General features: G+C 73.6%; 29 protein-coding genes, 1 tRNA gene and 1 pseudogene. 13 read left to right on the top strand and 18 right to left on the bottom strand.

Annotated features, from left to right (window positions below):
- Positions 1-207: integrase core domain-containing protein (locus tag ACFVHB_RS29565; protein ID WP_380328305.1), on the top strand; the 207-nt coding region annotated here is incomplete at its 5' end.
- On the opposite strand, the gene ACFVHB_RS29560 is transcribed toward ACFVHB_RS29565, so the two are convergent.
- The 8 genes from ACFVHB_RS29560 to ACFVHB_RS29525 form a co-directional block, all read right to left on the bottom strand.
- Positions 204-1091 carry an RNA polymerase sigma factor SigF gene (locus tag ACFVHB_RS29560; protein WP_380328303.1) on the bottom strand — a complete coding sequence of 296 codons (888 nt, stop codon included), beginning with the start codon at positions 1089-1091 and terminating at the stop codon, positions 204-206. The two genes, ACFVHB_RS29565 and ACFVHB_RS29560, sit on opposite strands and share 4 nt — an antisense overlap.
- A 164-nt stretch (positions 1092-1255) precedes the next feature.
- Positions 1256-2086 (bottom strand): RNA polymerase sigma factor SigF, encoded by an 831-nt coding sequence (locus ACFVHB_RS29555; protein ID WP_380328301.1) that lies wholly within the window; start codon positions 2084-2086, stop codon positions 1256-1258.
- Positions 2087-2489: 403 nt separating this feature from the next.
- Positions 2490-2783, bottom strand: a complete 294-nt coding sequence (locus ACFVHB_RS29550) for a Dabb family protein (protein WP_360181288.1) — start codon at positions 2781-2783, stop codon at positions 2490-2492.
- Positions 2784-2845: 62 nt separating this feature from the next.
- The gene (locus tag ACFVHB_RS29545) at positions 2846-3010 is read right to left on the bottom strand and encodes a hypothetical protein (protein WP_360181291.1); all 165 of its coding nucleotides are present in this window, start codon (positions 3008-3010) and stop codon (positions 2846-2848) included.
- 452 nt (positions 3011-3462) lie between these two features.
- A tRNA-Ser gene (locus ACFVHB_RS29540) sits at positions 3463-3552 on the bottom strand.
- A gap of 68 nt (positions 3553-3620) precedes the next feature.
- The gene (gene tadA / locus ACFVHB_RS29535; RefSeq protein WP_380328299.1) at positions 3621-4169 is read right to left on the bottom strand and encodes a tRNA adenosine(34) deaminase TadA; all 549 of its coding nucleotides are present in this window, start codon (positions 4167-4169) and stop codon (positions 3621-3623) included.
- 39 nt (positions 4170-4208) lie between these two features.
- Positions 4209-4757, bottom strand: a complete 549-nt coding sequence (locus tag ACFVHB_RS29530) for a tRNA adenosine deaminase-associated protein (protein WP_380328297.1) — start codon at positions 4755-4757, stop codon at positions 4209-4211.
- A 210-nt stretch (positions 4758-4967) separates the two neighbouring features.
- Complete coding sequence (locus tag ACFVHB_RS29525; RefSeq protein ID WP_380328295.1) at positions 4968-5204, bottom strand: hypothetical protein; 237 nt, start codon at positions 5202-5204, stop codon at positions 4968-4970.
- 161 nt (positions 5205-5365) lie between these two features.
- On the opposite strand from ACFVHB_RS29525, the gene upp reads away from it, so the two are divergent.
- A complete protein-coding gene (gene upp, locus ACFVHB_RS29520) occupies positions 5366-6001 on the top strand; it encodes a uracil phosphoribosyltransferase (RefSeq protein ID WP_380328293.1) in 636 nt (211 codons plus the stop codon).
- A gap of 78 nt (positions 6002-6079) precedes the next feature.
- On the opposite strand, the gene ACFVHB_RS29515 is transcribed toward upp, so the two are convergent.
- Together ACFVHB_RS29515 and ACFVHB_RS29510 are read right to left on the bottom strand one after the other, a co-directional pair.
- Positions 6080-6742: a LytR C-terminal domain-containing protein gene (locus ACFVHB_RS29515; RefSeq protein WP_380328309.1), complete on the bottom strand. Its 663-nt coding sequence runs from the start codon at positions 6740-6742 to the stop codon at positions 6080-6082.
- A 237-nt stretch (positions 6743-6979) separates the two neighbouring features.
- Positions 6980-7276: a type II toxin-antitoxin system VapB family antitoxin gene (locus ACFVHB_RS29510; protein ID WP_030061387.1), complete on the bottom strand. Its 297-nt coding sequence runs from the start codon at positions 7274-7276 to the stop codon at positions 6980-6982.
- A 156-nt stretch (positions 7277-7432) separates the two neighbouring features.
- Between ACFVHB_RS29510 and ACFVHB_RS29505 the strand changes: the two genes are divergently transcribed.
- Positions 7433-9115, top strand: coding sequence for a helicase HerA-like domain-containing protein (locus tag ACFVHB_RS29505; protein ID WP_380328291.1), 1683 nt, complete (start codon positions 7433-7435; stop codon positions 9113-9115).
- Between the two features lie 161 nt (positions 9116-9276).
- On the opposite strand, the gene ACFVHB_RS29500 is transcribed toward ACFVHB_RS29505, so the two are convergent.
- Positions 9277-10443, bottom strand: a complete 1167-nt coding sequence (locus ACFVHB_RS29500; protein WP_380328289.1) for a hypothetical protein — start codon at positions 10441-10443, stop codon at positions 9277-9279.
- 121 nt (positions 10444-10564) lie between these two features.
- Positions 10565-11284 (bottom strand): rhomboid family intramembrane serine protease, encoded by a 720-nt coding sequence (locus ACFVHB_RS29495; RefSeq protein WP_380328287.1) that lies wholly within the window; start codon positions 11282-11284, stop codon positions 10565-10567.
- Positions 11285-11390: 106 nt separating this feature from the next.
- On the opposite strand from ACFVHB_RS29495, the gene ACFVHB_RS29490 reads away from it, so the two are divergent.
- Positions 11391-11909, top strand: a complete 519-nt coding sequence (locus ACFVHB_RS29490; RefSeq protein WP_380328285.1) for a YbhB/YbcL family Raf kinase inhibitor-like protein — start codon at positions 11391-11393, stop codon at positions 11907-11909.
- Between the two features lie 159 nt (positions 11910-12068).
- Here the strand turns inward: ACFVHB_RS29490 and ACFVHB_RS29485 are convergent, their stop codons facing one another.
- Positions 12069-13040 carry a helix-turn-helix transcriptional regulator gene (locus ACFVHB_RS29485; RefSeq protein ID WP_380328283.1) on the bottom strand — a complete coding sequence of 324 codons (972 nt, stop codon included), beginning with the start codon at positions 13038-13040 and terminating at the stop codon, positions 12069-12071.
- Positions 13041-13133: 93 nt separating this feature from the next.
- Here ACFVHB_RS29485 and ACFVHB_RS29480 point away from each other — a divergent pair, with 93 nt between their 5' ends.
- The gene (locus ACFVHB_RS29480) at positions 13134-14630 is read left to right on the top strand and encodes an MFS transporter (RefSeq protein WP_380328281.1); all 1497 of its coding nucleotides are present in this window, start codon (positions 13134-13136) and stop codon (positions 14628-14630) included.
- Between the two features lie 86 nt (positions 14631-14716).
- The gene (locus tag ACFVHB_RS29475; RefSeq protein WP_380328279.1) at positions 14717-14929 is read left to right on the top strand and encodes a KTSC domain-containing protein; all 213 of its coding nucleotides are present in this window, start codon (positions 14717-14719) and stop codon (positions 14927-14929) included.
- 16 nt (positions 14930-14945) lie between these two features.
- Here the strand turns inward: ACFVHB_RS29475 and ACFVHB_RS29470 are convergent, their stop codons facing one another.
- The 3 genes and pseudogenes from ACFVHB_RS29470 to ACFVHB_RS29460 form a co-directional block, all read right to left on the bottom strand.
- Positions 14946-15221 (bottom strand): DUF2087 domain-containing protein, encoded by a 276-nt coding sequence (locus ACFVHB_RS29470; RefSeq protein ID WP_380328278.1) that lies wholly within the window; start codon positions 15219-15221, stop codon positions 14946-14948.
- 102 nt (positions 15222-15323) lie between these two features.
- Positions 15324-15467, bottom strand: a pseudogene (locus tag ACFVHB_RS29465) (TetR/AcrR family transcriptional regulator); the annotation flags it as partial.
- Between the two features lie 145 nt (positions 15468-15612).
- Positions 15613-16203, bottom strand: coding sequence for an HhH-GPD-type base excision DNA repair protein (locus tag ACFVHB_RS29460; protein ID WP_380328276.1), 591 nt, complete (start codon positions 16201-16203; stop codon positions 15613-15615).
- A 318-nt stretch (positions 16204-16521) separates the two neighbouring features.
- Here ACFVHB_RS29460 and ACFVHB_RS29455 point away from each other — a divergent pair, with 318 nt between their 5' ends.
- From ACFVHB_RS29455 to ACFVHB_RS29440, 4 genes are all read left to right on the top strand, one after another.
- On the top strand, positions 16522-16863 hold the full coding sequence (locus ACFVHB_RS29455; protein ID WP_380328274.1) for a DoxX family protein: 342 nt from the start codon (positions 16522-16524) through the stop codon (positions 16861-16863).
- 317 nt (positions 16864-17180) lie between these two features.
- Positions 17181-19829 carry a germacradienol/geosmin synthase gene (locus tag ACFVHB_RS29450; RefSeq protein ID WP_380328273.1) on the top strand — a complete coding sequence of 883 codons (2649 nt, stop codon included), beginning with the start codon at positions 17181-17183 and terminating at the stop codon, positions 19827-19829.
- A gap of 233 nt (positions 19830-20062) precedes the next feature.
- Complete coding sequence (locus ACFVHB_RS29445; protein ID WP_380328271.1) at positions 20063-20869, top strand: VOC family protein; 807 nt, start codon at positions 20063-20065, stop codon at positions 20867-20869.
- Positions 20869-21357: a DinB family protein gene (locus tag ACFVHB_RS29440; protein WP_380328269.1), complete on the top strand. Its 489-nt coding sequence runs from the start codon at positions 20869-20871 to the stop codon at positions 21355-21357. Before ACFVHB_RS29445 ends, ACFVHB_RS29440 begins: the two co-directional genes overlap by 1 nt.
- Positions 21358-21450: 93 nt before the next feature.
- Here ACFVHB_RS29440 and ACFVHB_RS29435 read toward each other — a convergent pair whose 3' ends face one another.
- Complete coding sequence (locus tag ACFVHB_RS29435) at positions 21451-22146, bottom strand: ArsR/SmtB family transcription factor (protein ID WP_380328267.1); 696 nt, start codon at positions 22144-22146, stop codon at positions 21451-21453.
- Between the two features lie 65 nt (positions 22147-22211).
- On the opposite strand from ACFVHB_RS29435, the gene ACFVHB_RS29430 reads away from it, so the two are divergent.
- Positions 22212-23033, top strand: a complete 822-nt coding sequence (locus ACFVHB_RS29430) for an isocitrate lyase/phosphoenolpyruvate mutase family protein (protein WP_380328265.1) — start codon at positions 22212-22214, stop codon at positions 23031-23033.
- Positions 23034-23190: 157 nt separating this feature from the next.
- Here the strand turns inward: ACFVHB_RS29430 and ACFVHB_RS29425 are convergent, their stop codons facing one another.
- Positions 23191-23736, bottom strand: coding sequence for a carboxymuconolactone decarboxylase family protein (locus ACFVHB_RS29425; protein ID WP_380328263.1), 546 nt, complete (start codon positions 23734-23736; stop codon positions 23191-23193).
- A gap of 261 nt (positions 23737-23997) precedes the next feature.
- Here ACFVHB_RS29425 and ACFVHB_RS29420 point away from each other — a divergent pair, with 261 nt between their 5' ends.
- Together ACFVHB_RS29420 and ACFVHB_RS29415 are read left to right on the top strand one after the other, a co-directional pair.
- Positions 23998-24924 (top strand): NADP-dependent oxidoreductase, encoded by a 927-nt coding sequence (locus tag ACFVHB_RS29420; RefSeq protein ID WP_380328262.1) that lies wholly within the window; start codon positions 23998-24000, stop codon positions 24922-24924.
- Between the two features lie 55 nt (positions 24925-24979).
- Positions 24980-25924 carry an AraC family transcriptional regulator gene (locus ACFVHB_RS29415; protein WP_380328260.1) on the top strand — a complete coding sequence of 315 codons (945 nt, stop codon included), beginning with the start codon at positions 24980-24982 and terminating at the stop codon, positions 25922-25924.
- Positions 25925-26090 lie beyond the last annotated feature (166 nt).

Raw genomic sequence — 26090 nt, 5'->3', positions numbered from 1 at the left:
CGGCCGCAAACCAACGGCAAGGTCGAACGCTTCAACCGCACCCTGCTCGACGAGTGGGCCTACGCCAGGCCCTACCGCACCGAACAGGAACGCCGCGACGCCTACCCCGACTGGCTCCACACCTACAATCACCACCGCGGACACACCGCACTCGCAGGCAAACCACCCGCCAGCCGCGTCCCCAACCTCACGGGTCAGAACACCTAGCTGATCAGGCCCTCGCGCAGCTGCGTGAGGGTCTTGGTCAGCAGCCGGGAGACGTGCATCTGGGAGATGCCGATCTCCTCGCCGATCTGCGACTGGGTGAGGTTGCCGAAGAACCGCAGCATGATGATCCGGCGTTCCCGCGGCGGCAGCTTGGCCAGCAGCGGCTTCAGCGACTCGCGGTACTCGACGCCCTCCAGCGCGAGGTCCTCGTAGCCGAGCCGCTCGGCCAGCGGGCCGTCACCGTCCTCCTCGCCGGGGCTGGAGTCCAGCGAGCTGGCGGTGTAGGCGTTGCCCACCGCCAGGCCCTCGACCACGTCCTCCTCGCTGACGCCCAGGCAGGAGGCCAGCTCGGCCACGGTGGGGGAGCGGTCCAGCCGCTGGGCCAGCTCGTCGCCGGCCTTGGTGAGCGCCAGGCGCAGCTCCTGCAGCCGCCGGGGCACCCGGACCGACCAGCTGGTGTCCCGGAAGAAGCGCTTGATCTCGCCGACCACGGTCGGCATCGCGAAGGTGGGGAACTCCACCCCGCGCTCCGGGTCGAACCGGTCGATCGCCTTGATCAGGCCGATCGTGCCGACCTGGACGATGTCCTCCATCGGCTCGTTGCGGCTGCGGAACCGGGCCGAGGCGTACCGGACCAGCGGCAGGTTGAGCTCGATCAGGGTGTCGCGCACGTACGTGTGCTCCGCGCTGCCGGGCTCCAGGGCTGCCAGCCGCAGGAAGAGCGAGCGGGAGAGCGTCCGGGTGTCCAGGCCGGTGCCGGGCGGGGCCTCCGGGGCGGGCGGCGCGGCGGCCCCGCCCCGCTGGAGCGGGATCCGGTCGACGGCGACCGTTGTGCCACGGGCCTGACCACCGTGGATCTCCGCAGTGCCCAGCTCTCCGGACATGCACCCACCCCCTTGTGACTGACGCTTCGACGGGCCGCCCCGGCGACGTTCCCGTGCGGCGCCCTCCCCCTCCATACCGGCTCACGATCCACGGCAAACCCGAACGTCGCAAGATGTCACGCGGCAGTAACACCCAGCGATCCCGGTGGTGCCGTCGGTGCCGGTCAGTCCTCCCAGGAGTTCCCGGTCCTGAGCCTGGTCAGGATGCGGGAGAGCAGCCGGGAGACGTGCATCTGGGACATCCCCAGCTCGGTGCTGATCTGGGACTGCGTCAGGTTGGCGAAGAACCGCAGCATGACGATCCGCCGCTCCCGCTCGGGCAGCTGCACCAGCAGGTGGCGGACCATGTCCCGGTGCTCGACCTCGGCCAGCGCCGAGTCCTCGTAACCGAGCCGGTCCAGCAGGGCGAGCCCGCCCTCGTGCTCCTGCGCGGCCTCCAGCGAGGCCGCGTTGTACGCCCGCCCGGCGTCCAGGCAGGCCCGGACGTCCTCCTCGGGGATGCGCAGGCTGGCGGCGATCTCGGGCACCTTGGGGGCCCGGCCGTGGGTCACCGTCAGCTCCTCCATCGCGCCGCTGACCTGCACCCAGAGCTCCTGGAGGCGGCGCGGGACGTGCATGGTGCGGACGTTGTCCCGGAAGTACCGCTTGATCTCCCCGAGGATGGTGGGCAGCGCGTAGGTCGGGAACTGGACGCCGCGGCTCGGGTCGAACCGGTCGATCGCGTTGATCAGGCCGATCGTGCCGACCTGGACCACGTCCTCCATCGGCTCGCTGCGGCTGCGGAAACGGGTGGCGGCGTAGCGGACCAGCGGGATGTTGACCTCGATCAGGGCGGCCCGGACCCGCTCCCGCTCGGGGGCGTCCGGGGCAAGCTCGGCGAGCCGCTCGAACAGCACCCGGGTCAGCGTCCGGACGTCCACGGCGGGGCGGCCGCCCGGGCCGCGCAGGCCGTCCGGGCGCAGTTCGCCGGCCGGGCTGATGATGGCGGCCAGCACCTCTTCGGGGGGTGTGGCGGCCTGGGTCGGTGGGGCGGGGGCGGCCGCGGGTGGCGGTGCGTCCGCCGGGCCGGTCTCTGCGGCGGCCGGTCCGGTATCGGTGCCCGGCGCGCTCCCTGGTGTCCGCACGGACACGTCACCCCTCCCAAAGTCGACAACGGTGGGACTTGCGGGTCGGGTGCCGCGTCTCGGTTCACCACCTCGCCATGTCCGGCAAAACCGGTCATAGCATCACAAGGCGGGCGCAGGTCGGGCAAGCACCGAGCGGAGGTGTGTTGGTGCGGCGCCGGCCGTCCGCCGGCCCTTCCGGCCGGGTGCCCGGAGGACCGTTCCGGGACAGAGCAAGGCGCCCCGCCCGGGTCTCGGGCGGGGCGCCGGGGTCCGTCCGGGGGATGCCCCGGGATCAGACCTCGATGTCGGCGATCACCCAGGTGGCGAACTCGCGCCACTGGCCGGCCGCGGCCTGGTGGGCCGGGTGGGTGAGGTAGGACTGCAGCGCCTCGCGGTCGTCGACCAGGCTGTTGATGGCGTAGTCGTACGCGATGTCGCGCTCGGTGGTGTTCCAGCCGCACTCCCACTCGCGCAGCTCGGGGATCTCCGGGCCGAGCGCCTCGAAGGCCTTGGCGCCGGCGAGCGCGCGCTCGTCGTCCTTGGTGACGCCTTCGTTGAGCTTGAACAGGACCAGGTGCCGGATCACGATGCCGCTCCTCGCGGACGGGGGGTTGAGGGACGGGCCCACCGTAGCCGGTGCCGGTCGGGCTACTTCACCAGCCCGGTCATGAAGGTGCCGATCGCCTTGGCGGCGGTCGAGATGCCCTCGAAGCCGAGCTGGACGAGTTCGGCGGCGCGGGCCGGCGAGGTGATGATCGTGTAGAGCACGAAGACGAGCAGGAGGACCATGCCGATCTTCTTCGCCTGCGCCATCCGGTGACCTTCCTCCCTGCTGTGGGCCGCCGCCATCGGTCCCCGAGCGGCCCTCTGCATTGGGCAGCTTATCCACCGGACGGGCTATCAAGTGTGCGACGCGTTCGCCCGGCGGGACGAAGGTCCCCGCGAGTGGGGCCTTTCTCCGGGTGCCCGGACGCGCGCGGTCGAGCAGGATGGATGACGTACCGAGGGTTTGGCAGGAATCCCGGTGCGTGGATCCGGAGCTCCCCGCTGTGGGACCGGTGCCGCGGTTTCCCCCGACGCGGCCCCGGTTGTGGGACTCCGCCCGGGGGAGCGGTTGTTCCCCCCGAACCGCTCCCCCCGGACCAGGCTCCGCACCAGAAGGGCGTTGGTGGTCATCGGCCCCGGCGCGGAGCCCCTTTCCGCGGATGAGGGTGCGCGGAAACGACGAGGGCCCCGGCTGTCTCCAGTCGGGGCCCTCGTGTTGCTGGCGGTAGCGGTGGGATTCGAACCCACGGTGGAGTTGCCCCCACACACGCTTTCGAGGCGTGCTCCTTTGGCCGCTCGGACACGCTACCGAGGGGAACTCTACCGGACGGGTGGCGCGGTCACGAAATCCGTATCGGGAGGGGGTGCCGCGCGGGGTTCAGCGGTGGGTGTCGAAGAAGGCGCGGAGCTGCTCGCCGCACTCGTCGGCGAGGACGCCCCAGATCACCTCGGGGCGGTGGTTGAGCCGCCGGTCGCGCATCACGTCGAAGAGCGAGCCGGCGGCGCCGGCCTTCTCGTCGAGGGCGCCGTAGACCACCCGGTCGATCCGGGAGAGGACGATGGCGCCCGCGCACATGGTGCAGGGCTCCAGGGTGACGACCAGGGTGCAGCCGCTGAGCCGCCACTCCCCGAGCTTCGCCGCGGCCTCGCGGATCGCGACCACCTCGGCGTGGGCGGTCGGGTCGCCGACCGCCTCGCGCTCGTTGTGGCCGCGTCCGATCACCTCGCCGTCCGGGCCCAGGACGAGCGCCCCGACCGGGACGTCCCCGCCGGCCGGCGCCAGCGCGGCCTCGGCGATGGCGAGGCGCATCGGCGCCGCCCAGCGGTCACGGACCGGGTCGGGGCGGACGGGAGCGGGGAGCGGGGCCACCGGGGGAACCCGGGTGGCCGCCGGAGGGACTGCCTGGCGGGCGGACGCGGACTGCATGGCATCCAGTGTCCGGCATCCGGTGGCGGGCACCGGCCGCTACCGGACGGCCTCCAGGACCTCGCCGCAGCCGAGGGCCTCGGCGATCTCCTCCAGGGCGTCGCCCGGCACCGCGCCCTCGCCGCTGAGGGCGAGCAGCTCCTCGGAGGGCAGCCCGAACTCGCCGAGCAGGTGGGAGTCGCCGAGCGGGCCGACCGGGACGCCGCCGCGGGCGCCGGTGTCGTCCTCGTCCTCCTGCTCCTGCGCCGCCTCCTCGTCCTCCAGCTCGGCGACCAGGTCGTCGAGGTCGCCGAACTCGCTCTCGCCGGCCTGGTCGACCAGCTCGTCGGTGAGGACGGAGCCGTACGAGCTGCGGGCGGCGGCGGCGCCGTCCGACACGAAGATCCGCGGATCCTCCTCGCCGTCGACCCGGACGATGGCGAACCAGGCGTCCTCCTGTTCGATGAAGACCAGGACGCTGTCGTCGTCCTGGGCCGCCTCGCGGGCCAGGTCGGCCAGGTCGGCCAGGGTTTCGACGTTGTCGAGCTCCGTCTCGCTCACATCCCACCCGTCCTCGGTGCGAGCAAGCACTGCAGCGAAGTACGCCACCAGGGACACTCCCAAGATCTCGTCTCGGCTGTCGGCGCGCTCGGGCAACGCGGAACCTGGCCGCCCCCGCGCCAGAGGCGGTCCGCTGTTCGGACCGTCCCATCGGAATCGTGACAGAAAGCCCGCCTTTGCGGGGGGTGTTCGGCAGCGCGTCTTTGCAGGTCGTGTCGGAAGGACTGGCCGGGGGCCGGCGAACGTCCGGCGGGCCGGTCAGATCCGGAAGGTTCGCATCCGCATCGCCTCGCGCATGCGGCGCTCCTTCGTCCGGCGGGGCTGGACCCGCTCCCGCAGTTCGCGCGCCTCGGCGAGCTCGCGCAGGAAGACGGCCCGTCGCTTGCGACGTTCCGCCTCGGTCTCCGGCTGGTCCGGGGGTCGGTCCGAGCGCCCGCCCGACGGGCCCGTGAGCCCGTCCGTCGAGCCGTCCCCGGTCCTCGGGTTGCTCGTCATAGGACGTGACTTTCCCAGATCGGCCCGATTGATACCACAGGAGGCCGTTCCGTCCTGACATTCGCGGTGCGTCACGGCGTGTCACGGCTGAGTGATCCCGCGGCGGGGGCCGGGGCCGCGCCGTGTCGTACGCGCGTCCGGGCCCGGGCTAACCTCGATGCATGCGGATCCACGTCGTCGACCACCCGCTGGTCGCCCACAAGCTCTCCACCCTGCGCGACGAGCGCACCGACTCGCCGACCTTCCGTCGCCTGACCGACGAGCTGGTGACCCTCCTCGCGTACGAGGCCACCCGGGACGTCCGCACCGAGGAGGTGGAGATCACCACCCCCGTGGCGGTCACCACCGGCACCCGGCTGAGCTACCCGCGCCCGCTGGTGGTGCCGATCCTCCGGGCCGGTCTCGGCATGCTGGACGGGATGACCCGGCTGCTGCCGACCGCCGAGGTGGGCTTCCTCGGCATGGTGCGCAACGAGGAGACCCTGGAGGCCTCCACCTACGCCACCCGGATGCCGGACGACCTCTCCGGCCGCCAGGTGTACGTGCTCGACCCGATGCTGGCCACCGGCGGCACGCTGGTCGCGGCGATCCGGATGCTGATCGAGCGGGGCGCCACCGACGTCACCGCCGTGGTGCTGCTGGCCGCCCCCGAGGGCGTCGCGGTGATGGAGAAGGAGCTGGAGGGCCTGCCGGTCACCGTCGTGACCGCCGCCGTCGACCAGCGGCTGAACGAGAACGGCTACATCGTCCCCGGCCTCGGCGACGCGGGCGACCGCCTGTACGGCACCGCGGGCTGAGCCCCGCACTTCCCGCTCCTCCGTGCGAAGAGCCCCCGGCGTGATCGCCGGGGGCTCTTCGCGTCGGGGACGGGGGGTTCAGCAGCTGCCGGTGGCGCTGGGGGTCGGCGAGGGCTTGGTGGCCAGTGCCAGGGCCGCGGCGGCCTGGGTCTCGTCCAGCAGGGCGTTGTAGCTGTCGCCGACGACGACGTCGACGCTGTTGTCGGTGCGGGCGTCGGTGGAGACGGTGGCCCCGGCGATCTGCGAGCTGATCAGGGTGGCGGCGCCGGCGCCGGCGGGGCCGGCGATCACCACGGCGGTGCCGGGCACCTTCTTGTCCAGCTCGGCCGGGGCGTTGCCCTTCTTGTCCACGGTGAAGCCGCGCTTGGTGAACTCCTCGGCCGTCCGCCCGGCCAGCCCGGCCTTGGTGGTGGCGTTGAAGACGTTCACCTTGAAGGCGGCCGGCTGGGGGATGGCGTGCGGGTCCCCCGCGGGGGCGCCGGGGGACGCGTCAGGCGTGGGGGTGGGCGCGGCCAGCGGCTTGCCGGACGGGCTCGCGCAGGCCTGGGCCGAGGAGTCCTTGCCCCTGCCGGTGAAGATGTCGTAGAGCTGGACGCCGCCGAGGGCGATCAGTGCCAGCGCGAGCAGGGAGCCGATCAGGGCGAACACCTTGCGGCTCTTCTTGGGCGGCCGACCCAGCCGTGGATAGCTGTTGCCGGTGATGCGGTACTGCTTCCCCTTCAGGCCTTGGGGAGTCAACATGCTCACGGTTTGTCTCCCCCTCGTGCCAGGGCGGGGATCGGGTGACGGTTCGGCCGGGGTGGGCGGGGTTCGCCGTGGTCGCGGCCGTAGTCAGCAGACTAGTGCGGTACGGCTGCGAAGGTACTAAATGATCATCATCTGGAGTACGCCGGTACCCGAATGGGTGTACCCGGATACGAACGGACCGCCTCCCGGCCGGTCACCGGAAGGCGGTACGGGGTGCGCCGGAGCGGCCCGTCACTCCATTTCGAGGACGCGGGCGTGCAGCACCTGGCGCTGTTGCAGCGCGGCGCGCACGGCGCGGTGCAGCCCGTCCTCCAGGTAGAGGTCGCCGTGCCACTTCACGACGTGGGCGAACAGGTCGCCGTAGAAGGTGGAGTCCTCCGCGAGGAGGGTCTCCAGGTCGAGTTGGCCCTTGGTGGTCACCAGCTGGTCCAGCCGCACCGGACGCGGGGCGACGTCCGCCCACTGGCGGGTGCTGGTCCGGCCGTGATCCGGGTACGGCCGCCCATTGCCGATGCGCTTGAAGATCACACGGAAAGCCTACCGTTTGGGCGGCGGATGGCCCAGCAGCCGCGACGCCGCCACGCCCTCCGAGGTGAGCTGCGTGTGGGCGATTGCGACTGTTTCATGGGAAATGTCGTGAACGTCGTTCCTCAGTTCTTCCTCTGGAATCCGGAAGGTGACCCGATGTCCACCGCCGAGCCGCCGTCCACCGCCGCCGTCCCGCCGGCCGCCGCCGTCCCGCCCGGCGCGGTCGTCCCGCCCGGCGCGGTCGTCCCGCCCGGCGCGGTCGTCCCGCCCGCCGTGCGGGAGATCGCCGACGGGTACGCCTTCACCGGGCCCGCCCTCGACCTCGGCGCGGTGCTGCTGGACGGCACCGCCCACCCCGCCGCCCCGGTGCGGATCCCGCTCGGGGTGCTGAACCGGCACGGGCTGGTCGCGGGCGCCACCGGCACCGGCAAGACCAAGACCCTCCAGCTGATCGCCGAACAGCTCTCCGCGCAGGGCGTGCCGGTGTTCCTGGCCGACGTCAAGGGCGACGTCTCCGGCGTCTCCGCACCCGGCACGCCGGGCGGGCGGACGGCGGCCCGGGCCGCCGAGGTCGGGCAGGTCTGGACGCCGCGGGGCTGCCCGGCCGAGTTCTACGCGCTCGGCGGCCAGGGCACCGGCGTGCCGCTGCGGGCGACCGTCACCAGCTTCGGCCCGCTGCTGCTCGCGAAGGTGCTGGACCTGAACGAGACCCAGGAGTCCTCGCTCGGCCTGGTCTTCCACTACGCCGACCGGAACGGCCTGGAGCTGTACGACCTCAAGGACCTCACCGCCGTCATCACCTTCCTCACCTCGCCCGAGGGGAAGGAGGAGCTGAAGGGCGTCGGCGGACTGTCCGCGGCCACCGCCGGGGTGATCCTGCGCTCGCTCACCGTGCTGGAGAACGAGGGCGCGGGCGCGTTCTTCGGCGAGCCGGAGTTCGACACCGCCGAGCTGCTGCGGACCGCGGCGGACGGCAGGGGCGTCGTCTCGGTGCTGGAGCTGCCCGCGGTGCAGGACCGGCCGCGGCTCTTCTCCACCTTCCTGATGTGGCTGCTCGCCGACCTCTACCAGGAGCTGCCCGAGGTGGGGGACGTGGAGAAGCCCAAGCTGGTCTTCTTCTTCGACGAGGCGCACCTGCTCTTCAGGGGCGCGTCCAAGGCCTTCCTGGAGGCGATCACCCAGACCGTCCGGCTGATCCGCTCCAAGGGCGTCGGGATCTTCTTCGTCACCCAGACGCCGAAGGACGTCCCGGCGGAGGTGCTGGCGCAGCTGGGCAACCGGGTGCAGCACGCGCTGCGGGCCTTCACCCCGGACGACGCCAAGGCGCTCAGGGCGACGGTCTCCACCTTCCCGAAGTCGTCCGTGTACGACCTGGGCGAGGTGCTGACCTCGCTGGGCACCGGTGAGGCGGTCGTGACCGTGCTGTCCGAAAGAGGTGCCCCGACGCCGGTGGCCGCGACCAGGCTGCGGGCGCCGCAGTCGCTGATGGGCCCGGTCGAGCCGGCCGTGCTGCGGGCGGCGGTGGACGGCTCGCCGCTGACGGCCCGCTACCGGGACGCGGTCGACCGGGAGTCGGCGTACGAGAAGCTGGCGGCCCGGGCGGCGCGGCCGCCGGCGGAGCCGGTGCCCGCGGCCCCGGGCGGGCCGGAGCCGGGCGGGGAGCCGCGCCGGGCGCCGGGGGAGGAGCGGGACAAGGAGGAGCGGGACAAGGAGGGCGGCGGGCTGCTCGGGCAGCTGCTGAGCAACCCGGCGCTCAAGTCGTTCGCCCGCTCGGCGGGGACGCAGCTGGGGCGGGAGATCTCGCGCAGCCTGTTCGGGACCTCCCGGCGGCGCAGGTAGCGGCGGCCGGGTCCGGAGCTGGTGGCTCCCCCTCGTCGGATGACCACGACGAGGGGGAACGCGTGTCCGTATGTTGGCATGGTCAGGATTAATCGTGCAGACCAACGGCGATTTTCGGCCACCGGCCGTCCGGGTCTGTCCGCCGGGCCCGCCCGTCCGGGTCAGCCCGCCAGGGCGGCGCCGATCCGGTCCAGCGAGGAGAGCCGCATCAGGCCGTAGTGGTAGAACCCGACCTCCGGCACGCCCAGGTCGCGCAGGGCGGTGACCTTGGCCGCGAGGTTGGCCGGACCGTCGCAGTCCGAGGCCATCGGGCGCAGGATCACCGCCAGGTCCTGCGGGCGGACGCCGTGCAGGGCGAAGGCGGCGACCTTCTCCCGGACCGCCTCCGGCGTCCTGGCGTAGCCGAGCGTCTCGATCCGGTGGGCGGCCCCGGTGAGCGCGGGCAGGTCGATCCCGGCCAGCCAGCCCTTTCCCGGGCCGCCGCCGTCCATGAAGTTCAGCCGCATGCCGTGCCGGTGCGCCTCCGCGGTCACCTCGGCGGCCAGCGCGGTCACCGTCGCGGCGGAGGCGTCCACGTAGGCGGCGAGCGCGCCGCCCGCCAGCTCGTCCAGCGCGCCCGGCTCGGCGGCGGCCGCGTCGTCGGCCAGTCGGCGGCGCAGCTCGGTGCGGACGGCCGCGGCGACCTCGTCGGCCGGCACGCCCGCGCGGGTGGCGGCGGCGCGGCAGTGCGCGCAGAAGCAGATCCCGAGCAGCGCCTCGGCCACCGGGCCCAGTTCCTCGAAGTACCGCTCGTGGTGGTAGCCGTGGCGCAGGCCGTGGAAGTGCAGCGACTCGGCGCGGACGGTGTCCACCCCGTACCGGGCCAGCTCGCCGACCAGCGTCACCGCGTACTCCCGGACCTCCGGGGCGGCCGGGCAGAGCTCGGTGAGGTGGCGGTCGCCGAAGGCGTTGGCGGGCGCGCAGTCCGGGTGCTCGAAGCCGAGCCGGTCGTTGTGGCAGAAGACCGTCCAGGCGTGCAGCCGGAGGCCGCGGCGCCGGGCCTCGGTGGCGGCCTCGGCGAAGGGGTCGCGGTCGCCGATCGCGGTGGAGGGGGTGGGCCGCAGCCGCCGTCCGGCCCAGCGGGCCGGGTCGGGCCGGAAGTAGGCGGCGCCGGGCTCCAGGTGGCGGACCACCCGGCGCGGGTTGTGCGGGAAGACGTCCCGGGCCGCGTGGTAGACCGAGGCGAGGCTGACGCCGCCGACGCCGGCCCGGTCGGTGAGGTTGCCGAAGAAGGTGTCGGCGCCCTCGTCCAGCAGGTCGGTGGCGAAGGCGAGGACGGACGACTGCACGGTGCGGCTCCGGATCAGGGGGGCGGGTGCCCCCTCACGCTAGCCGGACGGGTGGAATTGGTCTATACCGCGCTGGGCCGGCCGGGTGCCCGGGCCGCCGGGCGTCGCCGGCCGGCGCGGGTCAGAGGCCGAAGTCGTCCAGCTCCTTGAGCAGGTCGGCCCGGGAGCCGGGGGCGCCGCCGGTGCCGACGGCACCGCCGCCGGCCGCCGCGGGCTTCGGGGCGGCCGCCCTCGGCCCCCGGTCGCGGAAGATCCAGGCGCCCGCCAGGCCGCCGACCAGGCCGCCCAGGTGCGCGGCCCAGCTGATGCCCGGCGCCACGCCCGGCAGGGCCCCGGTGACCATGTAGGCGTAGGAGGCGCCCAGGACGACGCCGATCAGGGTGTCGATCAGGTTGCGGTCGAAGACCCCGCGCAGCACCACGTAGCCGAAGTAGCCGAACACCACGCCGCTGGCGCCCACGCCGACGGAGTTCGGCTTGTCGAACACCCAGGCCGTCAGCTCGCTGGTCACCGCGACCAGCGCGGTCAGCCCCAGGAACTTCTTCACCCCGCGGTAGGCCGCGAGGAAGCCGAAGACGAACAGCGGGCCCGAATTGGCCTCCAGGTGCGCCCAGTTCCAGTGCAGCAGCGGCGAGGTGACGATGTTCGGCAGGGAGCCGAGCTCCTGCGGCCGCACCCCGTAGTCCCGGCTGAGGCCGTAGTCGTCGAGCCAGTTCACCAGCTGCAGCAGCCAGATGACGGCCATGACGCCGGCCATGGTGAAGAGCGCGCGACGGGCGTCGGCGATCATCCGGGCCGGGTCGAGGGCGGACGCGGAACCGCTGCGGTCGTTCAGGGCCATGACGGTGACTCTAGGACCGCCCCGATCGGGTGTGCACCCCACTACAGTGAATCGTGTCATTCAGCCAGGAGCCGGGCTGCCCGGTTCGTCGAGAGGTGACCCACTCATGACCGTTCGTCCGCCGCTGCCGTACGAGTTCCTGCCGCAGGTGCCGTCCTTCGAGCTGACCAGCGAGGACTTCACCGACGGCGGCAGGCTGGCCGACGAGTTCATCCACGCGGGCGGCAACCTCTCCCCGCAGCTGGCCTGGTCCGGCCTGCCGGAGGGCACCCGCTCGATCGCCGTCACCTGCTTCGACCCGGACGCGCCGACCGGCTCCGGCTGGTGGCACTGGCTCGCGGTCAACCTCCCCGCCGACACCACCGGCCTGGTGCGCGGCGCCGGTTCGTCGGACGCGGACCTGCCGGGCGAGCGCTCGTTCCACGGCCCCAACGACTTCCCCGGCCACAAGTACGACGGCGCCGCCCCGCCGCCCGGCGCCCCGCACCGGTACGTCTTCGCGGTGCACGCGCTGGACGTGGAGGCGCTGGACGTCGCCGCCGACACGCCGGCGGCGCAGATCGGCTTCAACCTCACCTTCCACACCCTGGCCCGCGCGGTGATCACGGCCGAGTACGGGGTCTGAGCCCGGGCCCGTCCGTCCGTCGATTCCGGATTGACGGACGGGCGATCCGGGGGCCCGGCGGTCGGCCGGGCCTCCGGGCGTGGCGGCGGGAAGTGCCGAGGGGAGGCCGCGACGGCCCCGGTTGCCGGACCTGCGGCCGCTCCGCCCCGGTTGCCGGGCCTACGGCCGCTCCGCCCCGGCCCCGGCCGCCCGGTCGGCGCGGGCGGCGAGGGCGCGCAGGTGGGCGTGCATCTCCGGCGGCTCGTGCACCTCGAACTCGCAGCCGAGCATGAGCAGGCGCATGGCCAGCCACTCCAGGGAGTCCGCCCGGGAGCGGAAGCGGCAGCTCCGCTCGTCGATCGGCTCGACCTCGGAGTCGCCGCCCACCCGCCGCCGGACCTCGGCGGCCGGGGTGTGCAGGGTGGCGACCAGGGTGTACGTCGGGGTGAGGCGGCGGAGCTTGCTCGCCACGTACGCGGCGGCGTCCTCGGCGGGGAGCGGGCGCGGGGTGAAGCGGGCACCGGTGGCGAACGGCCGGCTGATCCGGTCGACCCGGAACAGCCGCCAGTCGTCGCGGTCCAGGTCGTACCCGACGAGGTACCAGCGGCGGCCGGCCGAGACCAGGCGGTCGGGCTCGATCAGGCGGCGGGTCTCGGCGCCGTCCCCGGCCCGGTAGTCGAAGCGGAGCCGCTCCCGGTTGGTCACGGTGCCCGCGAGCACGGTGAGGTCCTCGGGGTCGACGGTCGGCCCGTCGCCGGTGAGCAGCGGCACGGTCGCCGTGTTCAGCGCGCCGACCCGGTGGCGCAGCCGGCCGGGCAGGACCTGCAGCAGCTTGCCGAGGGCGCGGACGGAGGCCTCCTCGATGCCGACCACCGCGTGCCCGGCCGCCGCCCGGAGGCCGACCGCGATGGCCACCGCCTCCTCGTCGTCCAGCAGCAGCGGCGGCATCGCCGTCCCGGCCACCAGTCGGTAGCCGCCGACGGCGCCCATCGTCGCCTCGACCGGGTAGCCGAGCGCGCGCAGCCGGTCGATGTCGCGGCGGATCGTCCGCGGGCTGACCTGGAGGCGCTCGGCCAGCTCGCTGCCGGGCCACTCGCGCGGGGTCTGGAGCAGGGACAGCAGGCTCAGCAGTCGTGCCGGGGTGTCGGTCATGGCGTCCAGGATGCCGGACAAGGCGGACAGGATCTGACCTACATGGCCCCTACTGTCGCAGACGTGCCGACGAGCGAGGTAGAGGAGAACGAGATGACGACGGACACCGCGACGGCGGACCGGCGGAGGTGGATCGCGCTGGCGATCGTGATGACCGCCTCCTTCATGGACCTGGTGGACGTCACCATCGTGAACATCGCCGTCCCGAGCATCCAGGCGGACACCGGCGCCTCGTTCAGCGCCGTCCAGTGGGTGACCGGCGGCTACGCGCTGGCGTTCGCGATCGGGCTGATCACCGGTGGCCGGCTGGGCGACATCTACGGCCGGAAGCGGCTGTTCCTGCTCGGCATCGGCGGGTTCACCGTCGCGTCCGCGCTCTGCGGGCTGGCGGGCGGCGCCGAGATGCTGGTCGCGACGCGGGTGCTGCAGGGGGCGACGGCGGCGCTGATGGTGCCGCAGGTGCTGTCGATCATCCACGCGACCTTCCCGGCGGAGGAGCGCGGCAAGGTGTTCGGCCTGTTCGGCGCGGTGGTCGGCCTGGGCGCGGTCTCCGGTCCGATGATCGGCGCGCTGCTGACCGAGGGGGACCTCTTCGGCCTGGCCTGGCGGCCGATCTTCCTGATCAACCTGCCGGTGGGTGTCGCCGGGCTGCTGCTGGGCCGGGCGTTCATCGGCGAGTCGAAGGCCGAGCGGGCGCTGAAGCTGGACCTGGTGGGCGTGCTGCTGGCGAGTGCGGGCCTGCTGATGCTGATCTACCCGCTGACCCACGGCCGGGAGGCCGGCTGGCCGCTCTGGGGCTACCTGTCGATGGCCGGGAGCCTGCCGGTGTTCGCGCTGTTCGTCGCGTACGAGCGGGTCAAGACGCGCAGGGACGGCTCGCCGCTGGTGGAGCTGTCGCTGTTCCGGGTGAAGAGCTTCGCGGCCGGCATCGGCGTGCAACTCACCTTCGGCGTCGTCACCGGGATCTTCTTCCTGGTCTGGACGCTCTACATGCAGCTGGGCCTGGGCTGGAGCCCGCTGAAGGCCGGCACGACCGGCATCCCCTTCTCGCTCGCGGTCTCGACGGCGGCCGGGCTCTCGGTGCAGAAGCTGGTGCCGCGGTTCGGGCGGAAGGTGCTCCAGGCGGGCGCGCTGGTGATGGCGGCGGGCGTGCTCACCTACATCTGGGAGGCCGACCGGTACGGGACGGCGATCGCGCCCTGGCAGATGGCGCTGCCGCTGGTGATCATGGGCCTGGGCATGGGCCTGATCGTCTCGCCGATCACGGACGCGATCCTGGCGGAGGTGCCGCGGGAGCACGCCGGTTCGGCGTCCGGGCTGATCAACACGGTCGGCCAGGTGGGGATGGCGCTGGGGCTGGGCCTGGTGTCGGTGGCGTTCTTCGGCGCGATGCCCGAGGTGGTCACGCCGGCGGAGGCCGGGACGGCGTTCGGCGACGCGTTCACGCACGCGATGTGGTGGGTCACGGGGGTGCTGGCGGTGGTGTTCCTGCTGATGTTCGCGCTGCCGAAGCGCAAGGACGCGGCGGTCGTCGCCAGCGCGGGCGCGGAGGCCGTGGAGGCGCGGGAGCAGGAGCCCGTACTGGTCTGACGCGGTGCCGGCCTGACGGTGTGCGGGTCGTGGGCCCCGGTCGCGGAATGCGCGGCCGGGGCCCGCGTGCGCACACTGGAAGGGCCATGAACCGTACGCCGGTGGACTCCTCGGCGCTGCGCTCGGTCGGGTACGACGCGGCGCTGCTCCTGCTGGAGCTGGAGTTCGTCCACGGGGGCGTCTACGTGTACGACGCCGTGCCCGGGCGGGTGCACCGGGAGCTGATGGCGGCGGAGAGCCACGGGCGGTACTTCGTCCGGGAGATCCGGGGGCGGTACGCGTACCGGCGGCTGGGGTGACGTCCCGCCGGGTGCGTCAGGCGGCGGCGCGGCGGTAGCTGCTGCCGTCCTGGGGGCGGGCGAGGTGGCCCGCCTCGACCAGGAAGCGCCGCAGGGCCGGGTAGTCGTCGTGCACCGCCCGCAGCGCGTCGTTGACCTCGTGCTCGGTGTAGGAGCGGTCCGGCTCGAAGAGGGTCCGGGCGAGGTGGGTCAGCAACTGCTCGCGGCGGGCCGCCTTGCGGGGGATCGTGGGCAGGCGCCCGTCGGCGGAGAAGAGCGCGGACACGCCGGGGGCGGCGGGGGTGTCGGTCATGGGTCGAGCCTCGCGCGACGGGCGGGGCCGGGCAACGGGTTTTCGGGCCGCGGACGCGGGCGCGGGCGCGTGCCGCGGATCGGGGGGCGCCGCGGGCCCGGCTCACCGGGGCCAGTCGGGGGCGGGGTCGGTGGCGAGGAGCGGGCGGATCGCGCCGATGACGGCGCCGACGCAGACGTCCCGCAGCTCGGTGCGGCAGCAGGTCTCCTTGGCGAGCCAGTCCACGCAGAGCACCTGGGCGAAGACGCGGCGCGGCGGGCGTAGCGCCTGTGCGGCCGGGCCTCGGCTCCCGTTCTGCGTGGGGCCCGGCGTGGGTGGGGCCGGTGTGCGGGGCCCGGCGTGCGACCGCCCGGCGCTCGCGGGGAGTGCCGGGCGGGCGGCGTGGTGGCGGTCAGGCCTTCGCCTTGGCCTCCTTCGCGGCGCGCTTCACCTCCTGTTTGTGGGCGCGCACCTTGTCGAGGGACTCCGGGCCGGTGATGTCCGCGACCGAGCGGTACACGCCCTCCTCGCCGTAGCCGCCCGCCGCCTCGCGCCAGCCCTCGGGCTGGACGCCGTACTGCTTGCCGAGCAGGGCGAGGAAGATCTGCGACTTCTGCTTCCCGAACCCGGGAAGGGCGTTGAGCCGGCTGAGCAGCTCCTTGCCGGTGCTGACGTTCCGCCAGAGGCCGGCCGCGTCGCCGTCGTACTGGGCCACCAGGAACTGGCAGAGCTGCTGCACCCGCTTCGCCATGGCGGCCGGGTAGCGGTGCACGGCCGGCTTCTCGGAGAGCAGGGCGACGAAGGCCTCGGGGTTGTACGTGGCGATCTCGTGCGCGTCGAGGTCGTTCCGCCCGAGCCGCTGCGCGATGGTCAGCGGTCCGGCGAACGCCCACTCCATGGGCACCTGCTGGTCGAGCAACATCCCGACGAGCGCGGCGAGCGCGCTGCGCCCGAGCAGTTCGTCGGCCTCAGGCTGCTGCGCGAGCCGGACGGTGACGTTCATGGGCAAGCCCTCCTCTGAGCTGGAGACTCGGGTCGCCGCCCAGTCTGGTGGACGGGCGAGGAGGGGAGGCGGGCAACACGCCCAGGGGGATGTCGCTCCTTGGGGTGACTGGTTGGTTCGTCGGCATAGTTGTTGCCGGCCGGGTTCTGCGCGCCGCCGCCGGGCTGGGTGTGGCGGTGCGGAGGGCCGGCCGGGGGCGCCGGTGACCGGGCGCCGGAACGCCTCGGAAAGTTTTTCCGGCGGGTCTGTCACACGTGGGCGGTGCGGCGGGTCAGAGGGGTGGAAGAGCGCGAGAGACCCCCGGTTGAGGAGAATCCCATGTCCGTCGCCCACATCGTCGTCACCGTCCTGGCCGCCGTCATGGCGGGCTTCTCGGGCGGGTCGGTCTTCGCCCGGGCCGCGTACGTCGTGCAGCCGCTGGCCGAGTACGGGGTGCCGCGGTCGTGGTGGAACTGGCTGGGCGCCGCCAAGGCCGCCGGGGCGCTCGGGCTGCTGGTGGGGCTGTTCGTGCCGGTGATCGGGGTGCTGGCGGCCGTCGGGCTGGTGCTGTACTTCGCGGGTGCCGCGGTGACCGTCGCCCGGGCACGCTCGTACGCGCACCTCCCGTTCCCGCTGATCTACCTGGCGCCGGCCGCGGCCTCGCTGGTGCTGTACGCCTGAGCGGCAGGCGCGGAAGGAGGGGGCGGGCGCGGTTCACGCGCCCGCCCCCTCCGGCGTTCGGCGTTCGGCGTCCGAGGCTCGGGGCTCGGGCCTCGGGGCGCGGCGGGACGGCCGTGCGTACAGGTGATCCAGTGCGGATCGTTTCCTCGGTCGGGCATTCGAATCAATGGGCTTGTTTCATATGACTGTTCCTGTTCCCCGGTGAGGGCCGCCGGCGAGGGGTAATGCTGAGCCGACCGGGTGGCGGGCCGTGCGGGACCGACGCCTGTCCCGTTGTGCCGGTCGGCTTCCTCGACGCGTCCAGAAAGGCTCGCCCGGTGACCCAGCCGTTCGAACTGCCGTCCTTCTACGTGCCGCACCCGGCACGTCTCAACCCCCATCTGGAGGAGGCCCGCACCCACTCCACCGGGTGGGCGCGGGAGATGGGGATGCTGGAGGGCTCGGGCATCTGGGACACCGCCGATCTGGAGGCCCACGACTACGGCCTGCTGTGTGCCTACACCCACCCCGACGCGTCCGCCGAGGCGCTGTCGCTGGTCACCGACTGGTACGTCTGGGTGTTCTTCTTCGACGACCACTTCCTGGAGGTCTACAAGCGCGCCAACGACCGGGAGGGCGGCAAGGCCTACCTGGACCGGTTGCCGCTGTTCATGCCGGCCGACCCGTCCACCCCGGTGCCCGAGCCCACCAACGCGGTCGAGGCGGGCCTGGCCGACCTCTGGCGGCGGACCGTCCCGTCGATGGGCGAGGACTGGCGGATCCGGTTCGCCGAGAGCACCCGGAACCTGCTGAACGAGTCGCTCTGGGAGCTCGCCAACATCAACGCGGGCCGGATCGCCAACCCGGTCGAGTACATCGAGATGCGCCGCAAGGTCGGCGGTGCGCCGTGGTCCGCCGGGCTGATCGAGTACGCGGCCAACGCCGAGGTGCCGAAGGAGGTTTCGGGCTCGCGCCCGCTGCGGGTGCTGATGGACGCCTTCGCGGACGGCGTCCACCTGCGCAACGACCTCTTCTCCTACCAGCGGGAGGTCGAGGACGAGGGCGAGCTGAGCAACGGCGTCCTCGTGCTGGAGACCTTCCTCGGCTGCACGACCCAGGAGGCCGCGGAGGCCGTCAACGACCTGCTCACCTCGCGGCTGCAGCAGTTCGAGAACACCGTGTTCACCGAACTCCCGCCGCTGTTCGCCGAGTCCGGGCTCGACCCGGAGGGCTGCGCCAAGGTCCTCGGGTACGTGAAGGGCCTGCAGGACTGGCAGTCGGGCGGCCACGAGTGGCACCTGCGGTCCAGTCGTTACATGAACGACGGTGGCGCGGCGGCGGGTTCGGCCGAACCCGCCGAGGCCAAGTGGTGGGACGCGTACGCGATCGGCGGCGTCGGGACGTCCGCGCTGGACGTGCTCCGGGCCGGCCCCGGTCGCGGTCTGCCCGGTGGCATGGGCGAGTTGGGCTCGCTGAGCCGTGCGGCCGGGATCGACGCGGCGACGGGGACTCCCGGCTCGCCGGGCGGCACCTCCCCCGGGGTGCGGCGGGCGCGCTCGCACAGCCACGTGCCGCACCAGCACGTCGGGCCGTCCCTGCTACCGGAGTTCGCGCTCCCGTTCGGCGTCGAGCCGAGCCCGCACCTGGACGCCGCGCGGCGCAACACGGTCGAGTGGGCCGAGCGGATGGGCATCCTGGAGGCGCAGCCGGGGGTGCCCGGCTCGCACGTCTGGACCGCCGAGAAGGCCTACGATTACGACCTGCCGCTCTGCGCGGCCGGCATCCACCCGGACGCCGACGCCGAGCAACTCGACCTCACGTCGGACTGGTTGACCTGGGGCACGTACGCGGACGACTACTTCCCGGCGGTGTTCGGGCGGACCAGGGACCTGGCCGGCGCCAAGCGACTGACCGCGCGGATGTCGGAGTTCATGCCGGTCGACGGCGGCGGCGCGACGCCGGAGCCGGAGAACGCGCTGGAGCGCGGCCTGGCGGACCTCTGGGAGCGGACCGCCGGGCCGATGACCGTCGAGGCCCGGCAGAAGTTCCGCACCGCCGTCGAGGCCATGCTGCAGAGCTGGGTGTGGGAGCTCCAGAACCAGGCGCAGCACCGGATCCCCGACCCCGTCGACTACATCGAGATGCGCCGGCAGACCTTCGGCTCCGACCTCACCATGAGCCTCTGCCGGCTGTCCCACGGCCGGGCCGTCCCCGAGGGGATCCACGAGAGCGGGCCGATGCGCTCGCTGGAGAACGCGGCCGCCGACTACGCGTGCATGATGAACGACCTGTTCTCGTACCAGAAGGAGATCGAGTACGAGGGCGAGGTGCACAACGCGGTGCTGGTGGTGCAGAACTTCTTCAACTGCGACTACCCGGCGGCGGTCCGCATCGTCGACGACCTGATGCGCTCGCGGCTGAGCCAGTTCCGGCACGTGGCGCGGAACGAGTTTCCGGTGCTCTACGAGGACTTCGGCCTGGACGCGGAGGGCCGGGCGGTGCTGGACGGCTACGTGAAGGAGCTGGAGAACTGGCTCGCCGGGATCCTGCGCTGGCACCGGGACTGCAAGCGGTACACCGAGGAGGACCTGAAGCGGCACTTCGGGTTCGAGGAGTTCTCGGTGGGCGCCGTGCCGAATTCGGCAGGGACTGTTTCGAAGGAGAGTGTTCCGATGGAGAGTGTTCCGGTGCAGAACGTTCCGGTGGCGGGCGGCGTTGCGGCGGCGTCGGTGGAGCGGGCGGCGGGCGAGGCCGTCGAGGCCCGGGAACCGGCGGGGATCGCGCCGGCCGGGGCGGCGTCCTGGGGCCCGACCGGGCTGGGGACGTCGGCGGCGCGGGTCGGGGCGGCGGCGGCCCCGGTGGGTGCGGCCGCGGGCGCGGCGGAGGAGGCCCCGCGGCCGGGGCTCGTGCCGTCCGGGCCGACCGGCCTGGGCACGGCGGGTGCGCGGGCGCCGTTCACCGGGGCGCTGCCGGAGGTCGCCGGCTGACGGCGGGTTTCCGCCCGTGACCGGGCCGCGACGGCCCGCCGGTGGCTGCACCGGCGGGCCGTCGTGCTGCCCGGGGCCGCTGCGGGCGCTCCCGGCCGCGCGGGGCTGCTCGGGGCCGCGCGAGGCTGCCCGGGGCTGCGCGGGGCTGCTCGGGGCGCGGGCGGGTGGGTGACTGGCTAGGGTGGCGAATCGGGGCGGGAAACCGGGACAGATCGTCACGAAAGGGATGAACCATGGCCGCGCTACCCGAGGGCACACCCTGTTGGGCCGACGCGATGTTCGCCGACGTGGAGGGCGCGAAGGCGTTCTACGGCGAGGTGCTCGGCTGGACCTTCGGCGAGGCCTCGTCGGAGTTCGGGAACTACACCCAGGCGTACTCCGACGGGAAGGCGGTGGCGGCCGTGGTGCCGCCGATGCCCGGCGAGGAGGGCGCGGAGGTGCGCTCCGCCTGGTGCCTGTACCTCGCCTCGCCGGACGCCGCCGCCACCGCCGAGCGGATCCGGGCCAACGGCGGCGAACTCGTGATGGGGCCGCTGCCGGTCGGCGACTTCGGCACCATGGTGCTCGCCAGGGACCCGGGCGGGGTCGCCTTCGGGGTCTGGCAGGCGGGCACCCACGAGGGCTTCGAGAAGCAGGGCGCGCCCGGCGCGTACACCTGGGCCGAGGTGCTCACCCGGGAGCCCGGCAAGGCGGACGCGTTCTTCCCCGCCGTCTTCCCGTACGGCACGCGGAAGATGGAGGGGGACGAGGTCGACTACAAGATCTTCGAGGCGGGCGGCCAGCCCGTGCTCGGCCGGATGGGCATGGGCCCGGAGGACCTGCCGCCCGGGGCGCCGTCCTACGTGAACGTCTTCTTCGCCGTGGACGACTGCGACGCGGCCGTCGCCAAGGTCACCGAGCGCGGCGGCAAGGTGCACCTCGGCCCGATGGACAGCCCGTTCGGCCGGTTCGCGGCCGTCGGCGACCCGCAGGGCGCGGCCTTCGGCGTCATCGACCTCGGGACGACCACCGGCGACGTGCCGGTGATGACGGACGCCTGATGAGCCGGGAGCGGGCCGACCTGGTGGAGACGCTGGACAAGCACCGCGGCTTCCTGCGCCACACCGTCCGCGACCTCACCGACGAGCAGGCCGCCCGGCGCACCACCGTGAGCGAACTGTGCCTGGGCGGCCTGATCAAGCACGTCACCGGCACCGAGGCGCGCTGGATGCGGTTCGCGGTCGGCGGAGCGGAGGCGATGGCGAGCGAGCCGGTCGACTGGGAGGGCCAGTTCCGGATGACGGACGGCGAGACCCTGACCTCGCTGCTCGCCGCGTACGAGCGGGTGGCGCGGGAGACCGACGAGCTGGTGTCGACCCTGCCCGACCTGGACCACGCGCACCCGCTGCCGGAGGCGCCGTGGTTCGAACCGGGCGCGAGCTGGTCGGTGCGGCGGGTGCTGCTGCACATCATCGCGGAGACCGCGCAGCACGCCGGGCACGCGGACATCATCCGGGAGTCGCTGGACGGCGCCAGGACGATGGGCTGAGCGGTGGTGCGTGCCGGGCGGGCGGTGCCGGGCGGGTGGTGCGTGCCGGACGGGCGGTGTCGGGCGGGCGGTCCGTGCCGGGGTGCTCCGTCCTCAGGCGGCCGGCTCCACGCCGAGCAGCTCGTGCAGTGCCCGGTCACCGTCGGGCGTCACCCGCAGGGCCCGGCCGGAGCCGATCCGCTCCACCCACGCCCGGTCCAGCGCCGTCCGGCAGAGCGCGGCGCCGAGCGCCCCGCCCAGGTGGGTGCGGCGCTCCGTCCAGTCCAGGCAGCTGCGGACCAGCGGTCGGCCGCCGGCCCGCCCGGCTCTGGCCGGCAGCTCGATGCCGAGGCCGGACAGCCAGGCCACCCCGTGCTCGGTGATCGCGAGCCCGGCCTCGTCCGTCACCAGGCCGCGGGCCAGGACGGCGTCGGTGACCGCCACCCCGAGACGGCCGGCCAGGTGGTCGTAGCAGGTCCGGGCGCGGGCCTCGGCGCTCAACCGGGTGGACTCGCGCAGGGTGCGGGGCGGCTCCGCGGGCCCGGCGGCCCCGGGGAAGGCGGCGAGGTCCTCGATCAGGGCCGCGGCCGCCGGGCCGGCCAGCCGGACGTACCGGTGCCGCCCCTGCCGCTCCTCGGCCAGCAGGCCGCCGGCGATCAGCCGGGAGAGGTGCTCGCTCGTGGTGGACGGCGCGACGCCCGCGTGCCGGGCCAACTCGCCGGCGGTCCAGGCCCGGCCGTCGAGCAGGGCGGTGCAGAAGGCGGCGCGGGTGGGGTCGGCGAGCAGACCGGCGAGTTGGGCGAGTGACATGCGCCCATGGTGCCCCGGTCACGTTTCGGTCGGGACCGAAACGTTCCGGGCCTAGCGTGACCGGCATGAGCACTTCCCGAGGAGGCCGCGGCATGACGCCGTTCGCCGCTCTGCACCACCGGCCAGGTGAGCCGCTGCTGCTCCCGAACGCCTGGGACCACGCCTCCGCCGCCGCCGTGGCCGAGCGGGGCTTCGCCGCGATCGGCACCACCAGCCTCGGCGTCGCCGCGGCCGCCGGGCTGCCCGACGGCGCCGCCGCCACCCGCGGCGAGACCGTCCGGCTCGCCCGCCGGCTCGGGCGCGGGCGGTTCCTGCTCTCCGTCGACATCGAGTCCGGGTTCTCCGACGATCCGGCCGAAGTTGCGGAGCTGGCCACGGAGTTGGCGGAGCTCGGAGTGGCCGGCATCAACCTGGAGGACGGGCGGGCGGACGGCACGCTCGGGTCCGTCGCCGGCCATGCGGCCAAGATCGCGGCGGTGAAGGCGGCCGCGCCCGGGCTCTTCGTCAACGCCCGCACCGATACCCACTGGGCGGGCGTCGCCGACCCCGGCCCGGAGACCGCGCGCCGCCTGGCGGCGTACCAGGAGGCGGGCGCGGACGGCCTGTTCGTGCCGTCCCTGACCGACCCGGCGGAGATCGAGGCGCTGGTCGGGTGGCTCTCGGTGCCGCTCAACATCCTGTACAGCCCGACGGGCCCGTCGCTCGCCCGGCTCGCGGAGCTCGGGGTGGCCCGGGTCAGCCTCGGCTCGCTGCTGTACCGGGCGGCGCTGGCCGCCGCGGTGGGGACGGCGGTGGCCGTCCGGGAGGGCCGGCCGGGGCCGGTGGCGGACGCGGTGCCGGGGTACGCGGCGGTCACCGGGCTGCACCTGGACGGTGCCGGCGGCTAGGTTCCGTCGGCGGCCTGACCGGCGGGATCCTCGGCGGCCTGTCCGGCGGCTCGTCCCGGCCGGCGGGCGGATGACCGCGCCGTCGCCGTCGCCGTCGGCGTCGCCGTTGCCATCGCCGTCCCGCCCGGCCTCGGAGCGCCGGCCGGGGTGCGGCGTTTCACCGGGCCACGCGCTCGTCGGTGCCGGGGACCTTCGCGGTGCTGAGGGCGATGCGGTTCCAGGTGTTGATGGTGAAGATCAGGGCCAGCAGCCGGGCCAGCTCCTCCTCCGGGAACACGGCGGCGGCGCGGGCGTAGACGTCGTCGGGGACGCCGGCCTGCCCGACCAGGGTGACGGCCTCGGTGAGGGCGAGCGCGGCGCGCTCCTGCTCGGTGTAGAAGTGGCCGGCGTCCTTCCAGACGGTGACCATGTGCAGGCGCTCCTCGCTCTCGCCGGCCTTGCGGGCGTCGGAGGTGTGCATGTGCAGGCAGTAGGCGCACCCGTTGAGCTGGGAGGCGCGGATCTGGACCAGCTCGACCAGGGCCGGGTCGAGCCCCTCGCGGGCGGCGGCGTCGAAGGCGATCAGCGCCTTGAAGGCCTTCGGGGCGGCCTTGGCGAAGTTGACCCGCGGGGCGGCGTGGCCGGTGTGGCCGGCGGTGGTGGTGACGGCGGCGGCGGTGGCGGTGGCGGTCGTGGTCTCGGTGACTGCGGTGGTGTTCGTCATGACCACGAATCTACGGGGTGATAGACCATCGAAGTAGTTCATTCTCGGGCCATCATCATGGGTCAATTCTGTTCAGCACAGCGGGTGTCGCCCCACCGCGCGGTGTCCGACGGCGGGTGGCCGAGGCGCTCGTGCGGTGAGACGACGGGACATCTTTCGAAGACTTGAGGATATTCATCGGCTCGTTCGACCTTCCTAGAGTTGAGGACATCAGGAGCCGCCCCGACGGGGGGCCGGCCGAGCCGGAAGGAACGAACTCCCATGCGCGCAGTCATCCAGAAGTCCTTCGGTGGTCCCGAGGTCCTCGAGGTCGTCGAGGCCGAGCGTCCCGCCCCGCGCGGCGGCGAGGTGCTCGTCCGGGTGCACGCCAGCGGCGTCAACCCGGTGGACCTGGCGGTCCGTTCGGGCGCCTATCCGCTGCTCGGCGAGCCGCCGTACGGGGTCGGCTGGGACATCTCCGGCGTGGTCGAGGAGGCCGGTCCGGGTGCCAGGTTCAAGCCGGGCGACGAGGTGTTCGGGATGCCGTTCTTCCCGCGCGCCGCCACCGGCTACGCCGACTACGTCGCCGTGCCGTCCCGCCAGGTGGCCCGGAAGCCCGCCGCGCTCGACCACGTGGAGGCCGCCGCGATCCCGCTGGCCGCCCTCACCGCCTGGCAGGGCCTGGTCGACGCCGCTCAACTGTCCGAGGGACAGCGGGTGCTGATCCACCGTGCGGCGGGCGGCGTCGGCCACTTCGCGGTGCAGATCGCGAAGGCGCGCGGTGCCCACGTGATCGCCCTCGCCAGCGAGGGCAAGCACGAGTTCCTGCGCGGCCTGGGCGCCGACGAGGTCATCGACTACCGGACCACCGACTACACCGAGGTGGTGCGCGACGTGGACGTCGTCTTCGACTCCTCCTCCGAGGGCACCCGCGCCCTGTCGGTGCTGCGGCCCGGCGGCACCCTGGTCAGCATCATGGAGCACTGGAACAAGGAGCTCGCCGCCGAGATCGAGGCGGCCGGCCGGCACTTCGCGGGCGTCTCGGTCGAGCCCGACTACGCCTCGCTGGAGGCGATCGCGGCCCTGGTCGACGCCGGCCGGATCCGCCCGCACATCGCCGAGACCTTCCCGCTCGCCGACGCCGGCAAGGCCCACGAGCTGCTCGGGTCCGGCCGGGTGCAGGGCAAGGTCGTCCTCACCGTCGCCTGAGCGGCGGGGTGAAGTGCCTAAGCTGGTGCCGGGATCCGGAGAACGGGGGAAGGCGTTGGACATCCTGACCGAGGCGCTGGGTTCGATGCGGACCGGGCATCCGACGTCCGTCCGCACCGAGGGCCGCGCCCCCTGGGGCCTGCGCCTCCCCCCGGTCGCCGGAGCCGGCTTCCACGTGGTGCTGCACGGCACGTGCTGGCTGATCCCGTTGGAGGGCGCCGCGCACCAGGAGGCGATCGCGCTGAGCCCCGGCGACGTGGTCTTCCTGCGGGACGGCCGGGGCCACATCCTCGCCGACCACCCCAGCACTCCGGCCGAGCCGGAGCGGCCCTCCCAGTACCGGCCGAGCACGCCGATCGGCACGGTCACCCTCGGCGGCGACGGCCCCCGGACCAGCCTGCTCTGCGGCAACTACCACCTGGACCAGGGCCGTCCGCACCCGCTGGTCCGGCAGCTGCCGGAGATCATCCACCTCTCCACCGGGCGGGGCCGGCACCCCGAGCTCACCGCGGCCGTCCAACTCCTGGGCGCCGAACTGGAGAACCCGCGGCTCGGCTCGACCGGCATCGTCCCGGCGCTGATCGACTCGCTGCTGCTCTACATCCTGCGGGCCTGGCTGGAGGACCAGCCCGCGGTGGCCGCGGTCGGCTGGGCCGCCGCGCTCGGCGACTGCGCGGTCGCCCCCGCGCTGGCGGCCATCCACGGGGCCCCCTCGGACCCGTGGACGGTCGAGTCCCTGGCCGCGCGAGTGGGCCTCTCCCGGGCCGCCTTCGCCCGGCGGTTCACCACCCTGGTCGGCGAACCGCCGATGGCCTACCTCACCCGCTGGCGCCTCACCACCGCCGCCCGCCTCCTGCGCGAGTCGGAGGCCCCGCTCACCACGATCGCCTCCCAGGCCGGCTACGGCTCCGAGTACGCCTTCGCCAAGGCCTTCAAGCGCGAGTACGGCCGGGCGCCCGGTGGCTACCGCCGCGAGACCCGCGAGGGCCGGGCCGCCTGAGCGGGGTGGGCCGGTTCGCGCCGGCCGGCCGAGGATCCGGTGAACGGCCCCACCCCGTAGGGCCGTTCACGCTCCACGGTGATTCCCGGCGTCGGTGGCGTTCGAGCCAGGAGGAACCCCGGCGGTGTCCACGGTGATCCACCGCCGGCGACCTTCACCCTTGCGA

It is taken from the genome of Kitasatospora sp. NPDC127111 (assembly GCF_042677465.1).
Classification (GTDB): Bacteria; Actinomycetota; Actinomycetes; order Streptomycetales; family Streptomycetaceae; genus Kitasatospora.
Note: the sequence above shows the minus strand (reverse complement) of the source record. Positions and strands in the feature narration are given on the sequence as shown.